The 11,920-nt window shown below is 71.5% G+C and carries 12 protein-coding genes; 5 read left to right on the forward strand and 7 right to left on the reverse strand.

Annotation, left to right across the window (positions count from 1 at the left end):
- Window positions 1–13: 13 nt before the first annotated feature.
- Together ACFVYN_RS19755 and miaA are read right to left on the reverse strand one after the other, a co-directional pair.
- On the reverse strand, window positions 14–517 hold the full coding sequence (locus ACFVYN_RS19755) for a hypothetical protein (protein WP_390000118.1): 504 nt from the start codon (window positions 515–517) through the stop codon (window positions 14–16).
- A 108-nt stretch (window positions 518–625) separates the two neighbouring features.
- Window positions 626–1,564, reverse strand: coding sequence for a tRNA (adenosine(37)-N6)-dimethylallyltransferase MiaA (gene miaA, locus ACFVYN_RS19760; protein WP_390000087.1), 939 nt, complete (start codon window positions 1,562–1,564; stop codon window positions 626–628).
- A gap of 183 nt (window positions 1,565–1,747) precedes the next feature.
- Between miaA and ACFVYN_RS19765 the strand changes: the two genes are divergently transcribed.
- Together ACFVYN_RS19765 and ACFVYN_RS19770 are read left to right on the forward strand one after the other, a co-directional pair.
- Window positions 1,748–2,113: a hypothetical protein gene (locus ACFVYN_RS19765; protein WP_390000089.1), complete on the forward strand. Its 366-nt coding sequence runs from the start codon at window positions 1,748–1,750 to the stop codon at window positions 2,111–2,113.
- A gap of 24 nt (window positions 2,114–2,137) precedes the next feature.
- Window positions 2,138–2,407: an antitoxin gene (locus tag ACFVYN_RS19770; RefSeq protein ID WP_390000091.1), complete on the forward strand. Its 270-nt coding sequence runs from the start codon at window positions 2,138–2,140 to the stop codon at window positions 2,405–2,407.
- A 178-nt stretch (window positions 2,408–2,585) separates the two neighbouring features.
- On the opposite strand, the gene ACFVYN_RS19775 is transcribed toward ACFVYN_RS19770, so the two are convergent.
- The 3 genes from ACFVYN_RS19775 to miaB are packed head-to-tail and all read right to left on the reverse strand — an operon-like array spanning window position 2,586 to window position 5,204.
- Window positions 2,586–3,335, reverse strand: a complete 750-nt coding sequence (locus ACFVYN_RS19775) for a class III extradiol dioxygenase subunit B-like domain-containing protein (protein WP_390000093.1) — start codon at window positions 3,333–3,335, stop codon at window positions 2,586–2,588.
- A 34-nt stretch (window positions 3,336–3,369) separates the two neighbouring features.
- Window positions 3,370–3,663 carry a hypothetical protein gene (locus ACFVYN_RS19780; RefSeq protein ID WP_390000096.1) on the reverse strand — a complete coding sequence of 98 codons (294 nt, stop codon included), beginning with the start codon at window positions 3,661–3,663 and terminating at the stop codon, window positions 3,370–3,372.
- A gap of 14 nt (window positions 3,664–3,677) precedes the next feature.
- Window positions 3,678–5,204, reverse strand: coding sequence for a tRNA (N6-isopentenyl adenosine(37)-C2)-methylthiotransferase MiaB (gene miaB / locus ACFVYN_RS19785; protein WP_390000099.1), 1,527 nt, complete (start codon window positions 5,202–5,204; stop codon window positions 3,678–3,680).
- 211 nt (window positions 5,205–5,415) lie between these two features.
- On the opposite strand from miaB, the gene argG reads away from it, so the two are divergent.
- On the forward strand, window positions 5,416–6,870 hold the full coding sequence (gene argG, locus ACFVYN_RS19790; protein WP_390000102.1) for an argininosuccinate synthase: 1,455 nt from the start codon (window positions 5,416–5,418) through the stop codon (window positions 6,868–6,870).
- 47 nt (window positions 6,871–6,917) lie between these two features.
- Here argG and rutA read toward each other — a convergent pair whose 3' ends face one another.
- A complete protein-coding gene (rutA, locus tag ACFVYN_RS19795) occupies window positions 6,918–7,991 on the reverse strand; it encodes a pyrimidine utilization protein A (protein WP_390000105.1) in 1,074 nt (357 codons plus the stop codon).
- A gap of 170 nt (window positions 7,992–8,161) precedes the next feature.
- Here rutA and ACFVYN_RS19800 point away from each other — a divergent pair, with 170 nt between their 5' ends.
- Window positions 8,162–11,053 carry a SpoIIE family protein phosphatase gene (locus ACFVYN_RS19800; RefSeq protein ID WP_390000107.1) on the forward strand — a complete coding sequence of 964 codons (2,892 nt, stop codon included), beginning with the start codon at window positions 8,162–8,164 and terminating at the stop codon, window positions 11,051–11,053.
- A 114-nt stretch (window positions 11,054–11,167) separates the two neighbouring features.
- Window positions 11,168–11,590 carry a hypothetical protein gene (locus ACFVYN_RS19805; RefSeq protein WP_390000110.1) on the forward strand — a complete coding sequence of 141 codons (423 nt, stop codon included), beginning with the start codon at window positions 11,168–11,170 and terminating at the stop codon, window positions 11,588–11,590.
- Here the strand turns inward: ACFVYN_RS19805 and ACFVYN_RS19810 are convergent.
- The gene (locus ACFVYN_RS19810; protein WP_390000120.1) at window positions 11,577–11,732 is read right to left on the reverse strand and encodes a hypothetical protein; all 156 of its coding nucleotides are present in this window, start codon (window positions 11,730–11,732) and stop codon (window positions 11,577–11,579) included. The two genes, ACFVYN_RS19805 and ACFVYN_RS19810, sit on opposite strands and share 14 nt — an antisense overlap.
- Window positions 11,733–11,920 lie beyond the last annotated feature (188 nt).

The raw sequence follows: 11,920 nt of genomic DNA on the forward strand, positions 1-11,920 counted from the left end.
AAGCGAAAAGCCGCTAGCGCAGCCTTGCCACGCGCCATACGGCCAGCACGATCACCAGCGCCACGAGCAGGACGTATGCGGTCGCGATCCGCCAGTCGGCCCTGCGGTCCTCACCGCGCCGTGGCAGGCCCGGCCACGTGTAACCAACGCGGCGCGCGGCCATCATGCCCCAGCCGGCCGCGCAGGAGCAGATCAGCAGGCCCAGCATCGCGATCACCGCTCCGCTGTCGCCGAAGTCGAAGGCCAGCGGGAAGGCGAACATCAGGGAGCCGACCGCGGCCAGCGAGACGATGGGCGCGAGCTGCCAGATCCGCAGGCGGCGCTGTGGGCGCAGCTCGACCTCGACCTCTTCCCCGCCCGGGAACATCTCCTCGGGCTCGGGACCGTCGGCGGTCACACCGCCCTGGGTGTCGTCGGGCCCGTCGGGGCTCAGACGCTCCGCGTCCTGCTCCGGTTCACCGCTGTCGACGGTGAGGGGCTCGGTGCCTTGTGCGGTGTCGCGAGGGCCGGCCTCCATCGCCACGCGCCCTCCCAACTCGGACTCCACTTGGTCGATCGAAGCTCGATGATGGCACGGAGCCGGAGGCCGGGATGACGGCCGGAGCGTCCCGATGCCAGGACGTGATCAGGCTGTGACCGGTCGTTCGACCAATGCCAGTGCGAGCTGCGGAAGTTCTCCCAGGTGCGCCGCAGCCCCACTCAACCAGTGCACCCGCGGATCGCGCCTGAACCATGAATCCTGACGGCGCGCGAAGCGTTTCGTGGCACGGACGGTCTCGGCCCGCGCGTCTTCCATCGTGCACTCCCCCGAGAGCGCCGCGAGCACCTGCTGGTACCCGAGCGCGCGGGAGGCCGTGCGCCCCTCGCGCAACCCTCGCGCCTCCAGCCCCCGTACCTCGTCCACGAGGCCCGCCTCCCACATCCGGTCGACTCGGCGCGCGATGCGCTCGTCGAGCTCGGGCCGCGCCACGTCGACGCCGATCTGGACGGTGTCGTAGACGGAGTCGTGGCCGGGGAGATTGGCGGTGAAGGGTTTGCCGGTGATCTCGATCACTTCGAGGGCCCGGACGATACGGCGGCCGTTGCTGGGCAGGATCGCCCGCCCGGCCTCGGGGTCGGCGGCGGCCAGCCGGGCGTGCAGCGCGCCGGAGCCGCGCAGGACGAGCTCCTCCTCCAGCCGGGCCCTGACCTCGGGGTCGGTGCCGGGAAACTCCAGGTTGTCGACGGCCCCGCGGACGTACAGGCCGGAACCGCCGACGAGGATCGGCCAGCGGCCCTCTGCGAGCAGCGCGTCGATCCGGGCGCGGGCCAGCCGCTGGTACTCGGCGACGGACGCGGTGACCGTCACGTCCCAGATGTCCAGGAGGTGGTGCGGGACGCCGTCACGTTCCACGGGCGTCAGCTTGGCGGTGCCGATGTCCATCCCCCGGTAGAGCTGCATGGAGTCTGCGTTGACGACCTCGCCCCCCAGTCGCTGGGCGAGAAAAACGCCCAGATCGGACTTTCCGGCCGCGGTGGGTCCGACGACGGCGATGACGCGGGGGGTGGGGGGTGCGCTGCTCACCGCCCCAGTCTCGCAAACCTCGGGGCACCACCTCGAACGAGTTACGTGACGGGCCGGGTCCGGGGTCGTTGCCAGTTGCGTGGTTTCCGCCGCCCTGTTCAAGGAGGCGGCGATCCGGATGGCGCAACCGGGCGCACCGGACGACGCGGGATTTCCCCCGCATGAGTAACGTATGGAGTGGATATGGGCGTTTTCGCACGACTTCTCCGCAGGTCGAAGGCCACGGAGGAGGCGTCAACCGCCGAGGCGCAGGCCGACATCCCGACGACCGAGCCCGCGGCGGAGGAGGCGGCAGAAGCGAAGGGATCGACCGACGCCGAGGCCGGGGCCGGAGCAGAGGCCAAGGCCGGCACTCGGACCGAGACCGAGGGCGAGACGCGGGTCGAGCCGCAGGTCGAGGTCGGCCAGACCGCCGCGGCAAAGGACCCGGACGGCTCGACGGCGACGGAGGCCGTCGAGGATGCCGGCGCCGAGAGCGTCGAGATCCCCAAGCAGCAGTCCGCCGACGACGCGGCCGATCATGAGGCCGGCGAAGGCGCCCGCACGTAACTGTCCCGCGTGGGAAGGCAAGCGATGGGTCTCCTGGACAATTTCAAGGCCAAGCTCAGCCCGGCCAAGGACAAGGTCTCCGGCCTCGCGCAGCAGCACGGGGGCAAGATCCAGCACGGTCTCGACAAGGCCGCGAAGGTCGTGGACGAGAAGACCAAGGGCAAGTACAGCGACAGGATCCAGACCGGCACGGGCAAGGCCAAGGACGCCATGGACCGACTCGCGCACAACGACGGCACAGAGGGACCGGGGGGCGGCAGCGCGCCACCGACCTCACCGCCGCCGGCTTCCTGAACGGCAGGACGGCACATCGACGGACGGCCGCGGGGCAGGAACGCCCCGGGCCGTCCGCCGTTTGCCGGGCCCCGCCCAGGGCCCACCCGGGGGTCCCTACGGCCCTCACCCAGGACCCACCAGGGGCACCCCTACGGCCCCTGTCGCCCCGCGGTCCCCGCGGCTGTTCCTACGGCCGTCAGGACCAGGTCGCGACCACGTACCCCACGCCGTACGGTGCGTCCTCGTACAGCAGCGAGCCGCCGAGGTCCGCGCCCTCCGCCGCGCCCGCGAGGACCTGCCAGCAGGCCCGGCCGGAGGCCTTCAGTTCGTACGCCAGCTCGGCGTCCAGCGCTCGCAGGGCCGCCACGTCGGCCGTACCCAGCGCACGCGCGACCTCCGCGTCGAAGGGGGCCGCGCGCTCGTCGAGGTAGCCGGGTGCCTTGAGCGTGCGGCAGGCGCTGGCGTCGCCCATCACCAGCAGCGCCACCCGCTCGGCCCGGGCGGCGATGTCCCTTCCGGTCTTGATACACCGCTCGGGCTCCAGAGGTTCCCCCACCCCGAGTCCCTCGATCGGGGCGTCGGACCAGCCGGTGCGCTCCAGCAGCCAGGCGGCGACAGCGAGGGAGGCCGGGAGCTCACGCTCGGACTCCGCGTCCCCGCCGAGCCGCACGTCGTCCCCGCCGAGCCGCACGTCGTCCCTGCCGAGCCGCACGTCGAGATCCACGCCGAAGCCACGGAACGACCCACGGCTGCCCTCGGGGAGCACACCGCGCCCGCTCCGCTCCGCGGGCCCGACGACCACGAGCAGTGCGGGCCGAGCGGCGGCGAGCACACCGAGCGCGTCCGTGCAGGCGGCTCGCGCGGCGTCCAGTTCGGGCGCGGCACCCGCCGCGACCTCGGGGACGAGAAGAGGCGGGCAGGGGCAGACTGCGGCGGCGACGAGCATGATCGGGAGCCTATCGTCAGGGCCGTCAGGGCCGTCAGGGCCGCTTCGGCTCGGGTCCCGTACTCCACACCAGTTCGGCCAACTGGTAGGTCACGCGGAAGGTGGACACCACGCCCTTGATGCACGCGTAGTAGGTATCTCCGTCCCCGATCCGGTAGACCTCCCGGCGCTTCTGGCGCAGCCCGGAGCGCGGGCGATGCGTGCAGGCGATCTCGTAGAGACGGGCGCGGGCCTGCTCCTGGGTGCCCTCGAAGCGGGCCGCCTCCTCGGAGGCGTCCTCGATCCCGCCCTCTGTACTGGCCTGTACGAGGACCACCCAGCGTGCCATGGCCCGCTCTCCGCTCAGTGCGCCACGCAGCCGCTCGTGGCCGCCGGCAGCGGCTCGGGGACCCCGATCTTCGGGAGGCCCAGCAGGACGCCCGCCGGCTTCGCCGCCTCGGCCGCGTTCCGCTTCTCCCACGCGTCCCCCGCGCGCGTGCGGCGCACGTCGAGGACGGCGCCCTCGGCGAGGAGGTGGTGGGGGGCGGCGTAGGTGATCTCGACCGTGACCACGTCGCCGGGGCGGACCTCCTGGTCGGGCTTGGTGAAGTGGACCAGGCGGTTGTCGGGGGCGCGGCCGGAGAGGCGGTGGGTGGCGCCGTCCTTGCGGCCCTCGCCCTCGGCGACCATCAGCTCCAGGGTGCGGCCGACCTGCTTCTTGTTCTCCTCCCAGGAGATCTCCTCCTGGAGGGCGACGAGACGCTCGTAGCGCGCCTGGACGACCTCCTTGGGGATCTGGTTCTCCATGGTGGCCGCCGGTGTCCCGGGACGCTTGGAGTACTGGAAGGTGAAGGCCTGTGTGAAGCGGGCCTCGCGGACGACGTGCATGGTCTGCTCGAAGTCCTCCTCGGTCTCGCCGGGGAAGCCCACGATGATGTCGGTGGTGATCGCCGCGTGCGGGATGGCGGCCCGCACCTTTTCGATGATCCCCAGGTAGCGCTCCTGCCGGTACGAGCGGCGCATCGCTTTCAGGACCGTGTCCGAGCCGGACTGCAGGGGCATGTGGAGCTGCGGCATGACGTTCGGCGTCTCGGCCATCGCCGCGATCACGTCGTCGGTGAAGTCGCGCGGGTGCGGGGAGGTGAAGCGGACTCGCTCCAGGCCCTCGATCGCGCCACACGCGCGCAGCAGCTTGCTGAACGCCTCGCGGTCGCCGATGTCGGAGCCGTACGCGTTGACGTTCTGGCCGAGGAGGGTGATCTCGGAGACGCCCTCGCCGACCAGTGCCTCGATCTCGGCGAGGATGTCGCCGGTGCGGCGGTCCTTCTCCTTGCCGCGCAGCGCCGGGACGATGCAGAAGGTGCAGGTGTTGTTGCAGCCGACGGAGATCGACACCCAGGCCGCGTAGGCGCTCTCGCGCCGGGTCGGCAGCGTGGACGGGAACGCCTCCAGCGACTCGGCGATCTCGACCTGCGCCTCCTCCTGCACGCGCGCGCGTTCCAGCAGGACGGGCAGCTTGCCGATGTTGTGGGTGCCGAAGACGACGTCCACCCAGGGCGCCTTCTTCACGATGGTGTCGCGGTCCTTCTGCGCGAGACAGCCGCCGACCGCGATCTGCATACCGGGCCGCGAGGCCTTGCGCGGCGCGAGCCGGCCGAGGTTGCCGTAGAGCCGGTTGTCGGCGTTCTCCCGGACCGCGCAGGTGTTGAAGACGACGACGTCGGCGTCCCCGTCGGAGCCCTCGGGGGCGGGCACGTATCCCGCTTCCTCCAGCAGTCCGGACAATCGCTCGGAGTCGTGGACGTTCATCTGGCACCCGTAAGTGCGCACTTCGTACGTTTTCGGAGATGAAACGTCCACTGCCGGGCTCCGGTCGCTGCTGATGGTCATGGGTCAAGGGTAGGCGCTTGCCGGAGCGGCACGGCCCGAGCCGGCCACGGCGCCAGGGTCGGCCACGGCGCCCGCGCCGCGCGGCCCCCGCGCCCGCCGCGGGTCGGCCCCACGATGACGTGCATCACGCGCGGGACACGATGACGTGCATCACGCGCGGGGCGACACCAGGGGCTTTGCATGACCATACGCAGTCATGCATAATCTTCCTATGTCCAAGGTCCTCACGTCCCTCCCCGCCGGCGAACGCGTCGGCATCGCCTTCTCCGGCGGTCTCGACACCTCCGTCGCGGTCGCGTGGATGCGCGACAAGGGCGCCATCCCCTGCACCTACACCGCGCACATCGGGCAGTACGACGAGCCCGACATCGACTCGGTGCCCGGCCGCGCGCAGGCCTACGGTGCCGAGATCGCGCGCCTGGTCGACTGCCGGGCCGCGCTGGTCGAGGAGGGCCTGGCCGCGCTCACCTGCGGCGCGTTCCACATCCGCTCGGGCGGGCGGGCGTACTTCAACACCACGCCGCTGGGCCGTGCCGTGACCGGCACGCTGCTGGTGCGGGCCATGATGGACGACAACGTCCAGATCTGGGGCGACGGTTCGACCTTCAAGGGCAACGACATCGAGCGGTTCTACCGCTACGGCCTGCTCGCCAACCCGAACCTGCGGATCTACAAGCCCTGGCTGGACGCGGACTTCGTGACCGAGCTCGGCGGCCGCAAGGAGATGTCGGAGTGGCTGGTCGCGCACCAGCTGCCGTACCGGGACTCGACGGAGAAGGCGTACTCCACCGACGCCAACATCTGGGGCGCCACGCACGAGGCCAAGACCCTGGAGCACCTCAACACCGGCATCGAGACCGTCGAGCCGATCATGGGCGTCAAGTTCTGGGACCCGTCGGTCGAGATCGCGCCCGAGGACGTGACGATCGGCTTCGACCAGGGCCGCCCGGTGACCATCAACCGCAAGGAGTTCGGCTCCGCCGTCGACCTGGTCATGGAGGCCAACGCGATCGGCGGCCGGCACGGCCTGGGCATGTCCGACCAGATCGAGAACCGGATCATCGAGGCGAAGAGCCGCGGCATCTACGAGGCCCCCGGCATGGCCCTGCTGCACGCGGCCTACGAGCGTCTCGTCAACGCGATCCACAACGAGGACACCGTCGCCCAGTACCACAACGAGGGTCGGCGCCTGGGCCGTCTAATGTACGAGGGCCGCTGGCTGGACCCGCAGGCCCTGATGATCCGCGAGTCGCTCCAGCGCTGGGTCGGCGCGGCGATCACCGGCGAGGTCACCCTGCGTCTGCGGCGCGGCGAGGACTACTCGATCCTCGACACCACGGGCCCGGCGTTCTCGTACCACCCGGACAAGCTGTCGATGGAGCGCACCGAGGACTCGGCCTTCGGCCCGGTGGACCGGATCGGCCAGCTCACCATGCGCAACCTCGACATCGCCGACTCCCGCGCCAAACTGGAGCAGTACGCGGGTCTCGGCCTCATCGGCACCGGCAGCCCCACGATCGGCGCCTCCCAGGCCGCCGCGACCGGGCTGATCGGCACCATGCCGGAACTGCCCGAGGGCGGCGCCGAGGCGATCGCCTCCCGCGGCGAGGTCTCGGAGGACGAGGCCCTGCTGGACCGGGCCGCCATGGAGTTCGGCACAGACTGAGCGACCTGTGCGGAAGGGGCCGGTGCGAGACAGCGCCGGCCCTCTTCTCATGCCCGCCCCTCCCGCGACCGCATCAACGGCTGGATCCGCGTCCCGAACTTCTCGATCCCGTCGAGGAAGTCGTCGAAGACGAGCATGATCCCCTTGGTGCCCTCGACCCCGGCGATCTCGTCGAGCATGCGCGCGACACTCTCGTACGACCCGACGAGCGTCCCCATGTTGAAGTTCACCGCGCCCTCGGGCAGCACGATGGTGCGGGCCGTGGAGGAGTCGTCGGCGGTGGTGTCCGTGGCCGACTCCCCCGCCATGTACGCCAGCGCCGCGCGGTCGGCGCCCGCGTGGTAGTCGTCCCACTTCGCGCGGGCGGCCTCGTCGCTCTCGTCGGCGATGACCATGAACAGGGACAGCGCACCGACGTCCCGGCCGGTCTCGCGCGCGGCGTCCACGAGCGTGGCCGCGCTGTCCGCGAAGGCGAGCGGGGTGTTCACACCGCTGCCGAGGATGAAGTTGTAGTCGGCGTGCCCGGCGGCGAACCGCATGCCCGTGCCGCTCTGTCCGGCGGCCACGATGTCGATGTGCCCGTTCGCCGGGCGCGGTGAGAGCACGCAGTCGTCCATCTCGTAGAACTCGCCCTTGAAGTTGCTGACGCCCTCGCTCCACAGCTCCTTCATCACCGTCACGTACTCCTCGGCGCGCGCGTACCGGTTGCCGAAGTGCTCGTCGCCGGGCCACACGCCCATCTGTGTGTACTCGCCGGGCGCCCAGCCGGTGACGATGTTGACGCCGAACCGCCCCGGGGCGATGGAGTCGACGGTGACCGCCATACGGGCGACGATGGCCGGCGGGAGGGCGAGGATCGGTGTGGAGGCGTACAGCCTGATCCGCTCGGTGACCGCGGCCAGGCCCGCCATCAGCGTGAACGACTCCAGGCAGTGGTCCCAGAACTCGGTCTCGCCGCCGAAGCCCTTGAGTTTGATCATCGAGAGGGCGAAGTCGAACCCGTGCTCCTCGGCCTTCTGCACGACCGCCTTGTTGAGCGCGAAGGTCGGCATGTACTGCGGGGAACTCTTCGAGATGAGCCAGCCGTTGTTGCCGATGGGGATGAAGACACCGATGTCCATGCCGCTCCTCATGATCGGGTACCTGCCCGGTGCGACGGCACGGTACACGGCCTAGATTTCGGCAACTTCCTGTGAAGCATGGGGAGTTGAGGTAAGGGAGTGTCGGAAAACAGCTCGTCGGAAACTGTGAAGCAGGTTTCGAAGGGAAACGGGAACGATAAGTTCCCTCCATGAACGCGCGGCTCGCTCTCCTCGGCACGGTCACCCCTGGTGCGACCGAGAGCGAGGTCTTCCGGCTGGCGCTCGGGCACGCGGTCGGTGAGCTGGGCGCGCTCGGCGGGACCATGCACCTGCGCGGCCCGATGTCCGCCCTGCGCCTGGTGTCGTCCGCCGGTCTGCCTGCCGCACTCACCCGCTCCTGGGAGATCGTCGACCAGGAGGGCCCGCTGGCCCCGGCCCGCGCGCTCCAGCAGGGCAAGGGCGTGTGGGTGCCGCTGTCCGAGGACGCGCAACAGGGGGCGGCGCCCTGGCCCGGTACCGGCCTCGCCGCCCTGCCCGTGTTCAGCGGCCGGCGCAGCATCGGCGCGCTGACCGTCCTGGCCGGCGAGCGGGGTGAACCCACCCCGGAACACTGGGGCTTCCTGCGGGACGTCGTCGCCTGGACCGAGGACCGCATGGCCCAGGCCCCGCCGCCGTCGGGCCCCCCGCAGGCGGAACTGGGCGGCGAACGGCTCCGGCAGGCCCTGAAGGAGGTGCAGGTCGGCTCGTGGGACTGGGATATCCGCAACGGCGACCTGATCTGGGACGAGGCCGCCCTGGCGCTGTACGGCACCCGCCCGGCCGACTTCACCGGCCGGATCGACAACTGGATGCGCATCGTCCACCCCGACGATCTGGCACCCACGCTCGCGGCGGCGCAGCAGGCCATCCTCGACCACAGCGTCTACGAGGCCGAGTACCGCGTACGGCGCCTGGACGGCACCTGGGGCTGGACACAGGCCCGCGGCCGGGCCACCTACGACGAGCAGGGCGAGCCTCTGCGGATGATCGGGGTGGGCTGGGAGAGCAACGAGTCGCGCACCGCCCGGGACGCCCTCGGCAGGGCCCTGCGGCACATGAGCGACGGCTTCCTCGCGGTGGACGACGAGTGGCGGATCACCTTCGCCAACCTGGAGGCGGAACGCTTCCTCGGCTTCTCCGAGGAGGAGTTGTTCGGGCGCCTGCTGTGGGACCTGCCGGCCACCCGACAGGTCCCGGGTCTCAAGGAGGGCTGTCTGCAGGCCGCGGCCGAGGAGAGGTCGGCCGGGTTCGACGTGTACATCGCGGAGTGCCGGCGGCGACTGCATGTACGGCTGGTGCCGGGACCCGACGGCCGCACCCTCTACTTCCAGGACGTCACGGAGAAGCGCCGGCTGGCGCAGGAGCGGCAGGCGGCGGAGCGGGCCGCGGCCGAGCGGGCGGTGCGGATCGCCGAGTTGACCACGGAGCTCGCCAAGGCGACGACCTCCCGGGACGTGGTGGACGCGGTCGCCCGCCGGGTGCTGCCGCCGTTCGCCGCCTCCGGGCTGATGGTCCAGGTCAGCGAGGGCGACCGGCTCCACCACGTCGGTGCGGTCGGCTACCCCCGGGACTTCGTGGCCCTCCTCGACAGCCGCCGCCGGTCGACGACCGGCGACCCCGCCTGGGACACGATCGCGTCCGGCCTGCCCCTGTTCATCTCCTCGGCACGCGAGTACGCCACCCGCTATCCCGAACTCGCCGACTTCCCCACCCGCGGCGACAAGAAGTCCTGGGCGTTCCTGCCGCTGACGGCGTCCGGGCACACCTTCGGCGTCTGCGTGGTCTCCTTCGACCGGCACCGGCTCCTCGACGACGAGGAACGCGCGCTGCTCACCACGATCACCGCCCTGGTCGCCCAGTCCCTGGAGCGGGCCCGCCTCTACGACGCCGAGCACACCCGGTCCCGGGAACTCCAGCGCAGCCTGCTGCCCCAGGCCCTGCCCGACCTGCCCGCGTGCACGGCGTCCGCGCGTTATCTGCCGGCCGGGCAGGGCGCGGACGTGGGCGGCGACTGGTACGACATCATCCCGCTGTCCGGTGGACAGGTCGCGCTGGTCGTCGGCGACGTGATGGGCCACGGCCTGCCCGAGGCGGCCACCATGGGCCGGCTGCGCACCGCGGTGCACACCCTGGCCGACCTGGAGCTGCCGCCCGACGAGATCCTCGGCCACCTCAACGACATCGTCGGCGGCATGGGCGAGGCGTCGTACGCCACCTGTCTCTACGCGCTCTACGACCCGACGACCCGGGTCTGCTCCATCGCCCGGGCCGGCCATCCACCGCCCGCTCTGGTACGGCCCGACGGAACCGTGCACTTCCCCGAACCGGACGCCGATCCCCCGCTGGGCGCGGCCAAGCCCCCGTTCGAGACAACCGAGTTGGAGGTGCCCGAGGGCAGCCTGCTCGTGCTGTACACCGACGGGCTGGTGGAGTCGGCGAGGCGGGAGATCGACGAGGGCATGGCGGAGCTGGCACGGCTGCTCGGCGCCGCGCACGCCGACGGGACCGCCGTGGACCTCGAGCGGCTGTGCGACCGGCTGACGGCCGGTCTGTTGCCGGCGGACCAGCCGGCGGCCGACGACGCGGCGTTGCTGGTGGCCCGTCTGCACGCGCTCCCGGCCGACCGGATGGCCGCCTGGTCCCTGCCCGAGGACCCGAAGGCGGCGAGCCAGGCCCGCGGGCACGTCCGCGAACAACTCGCGGCCTGGGACCTTGACGACCTCTCCGCCACCACGGAACTCCTGGTCAGCGAACTGGTGGGCAACGTCGTCCGGCACGCCCGAGGGCCCGTACGACTGCGTCTGCTGCACACCACCGAGCTGATCTGCGAGGTCTACGACGGCAGCCAGACCATGCCCCGTATCCGCCACGCCGCGGAGACCGACGAGGGCGGCCGGGGCCTCCAGCTCATCTCGGCACTTTCCACCCGCTGGGGCGCCCGCTACACCCCCACGGGCAAGTGCATCTGGACGGAACAGTCCCTGCGGGGCCCGGCCGAGTCGGCGGACGTGCTGCTCCTGAACCCCGCGGACTTCGACGAGGACTGGGACGCACTCCTGTGACGACACGACGGTGACGGCGCGCGCCCGTTCGGCCCAGCTCCACGGGCCGGACGCCGGGCGCGTCCCTAGGGTCGCGGTGACGGCTGTTCCGGCCCCACCCGAAAGGCACGACCCATGGCAATACGCATCACGCTCACCGGCGCCGCGCTGGCCGTCCTGGCCACCGCCGGACCACTGACCGGCGTCGCACACGCCCAAGGCGACCTGGACTGCGCCGACTTCCGCTTCCAGGAGGACGCGCAGGCACAGTTCGACCTCGACCGCACCGACCCCAACCGGCTCGACGAGGACCAGGGACGTGACGACGGCATCGCCTGTGAGGTGCTGCCACACAGGGGCACCGCCGCCGTGAGTGTGCCCACGCCGCTTCCGACGCTCGGTGTGCAGGGCGGCGTCGGCGGCAGTACGGGGCCGGCCGGCTGGGAGCGGGCGGTGGGAGTGGCGCTGGCGCTCGGCGGGGTCGGGCTGGCGGGCACGTACGTGATGCGGCGGCGCCGGAGTGTCCGAGGTGTCAGGGCCGGCCTCAGGGGTCGATGAGCCCGGCCCCTGCCGCGTACCGGGTCAGCTCCAGGCGGTCCCGCCTCCCGAGCTTGTGCAGCAGGGGTCTTCGCGCTGATGAACAGGGGTTCTCCTCCTCGCGTTCGGTGACGGCCCGCGCGGGCAGGCCGTCACCGCGCACACGTGCCGCCTCCACGCCTCGGCCACGAGATCTGGCTCGCCGTCCAGGATCAGCCGGACCCCTCGTCGTACGAGGGTGTGGTCGTGGGGCCGGTGGGGGCTGGTCGCGCAGTTCCCCGCGCCCCCAGGAGGTTGCGGTCGCCCTGCGCCAGTAGGGACCGTTAGCCACCACGGGCCGTTCGCCGGACC

Origin of the sequence: Streptomyces sp. NPDC058307, from assembly GCF_042880295.1 — a bacterium.
In the GTDB taxonomy this organism is placed as follows: Bacteria; Actinomycetota; Actinomycetes; order Streptomycetales; family Streptomycetaceae; genus Streptomyces.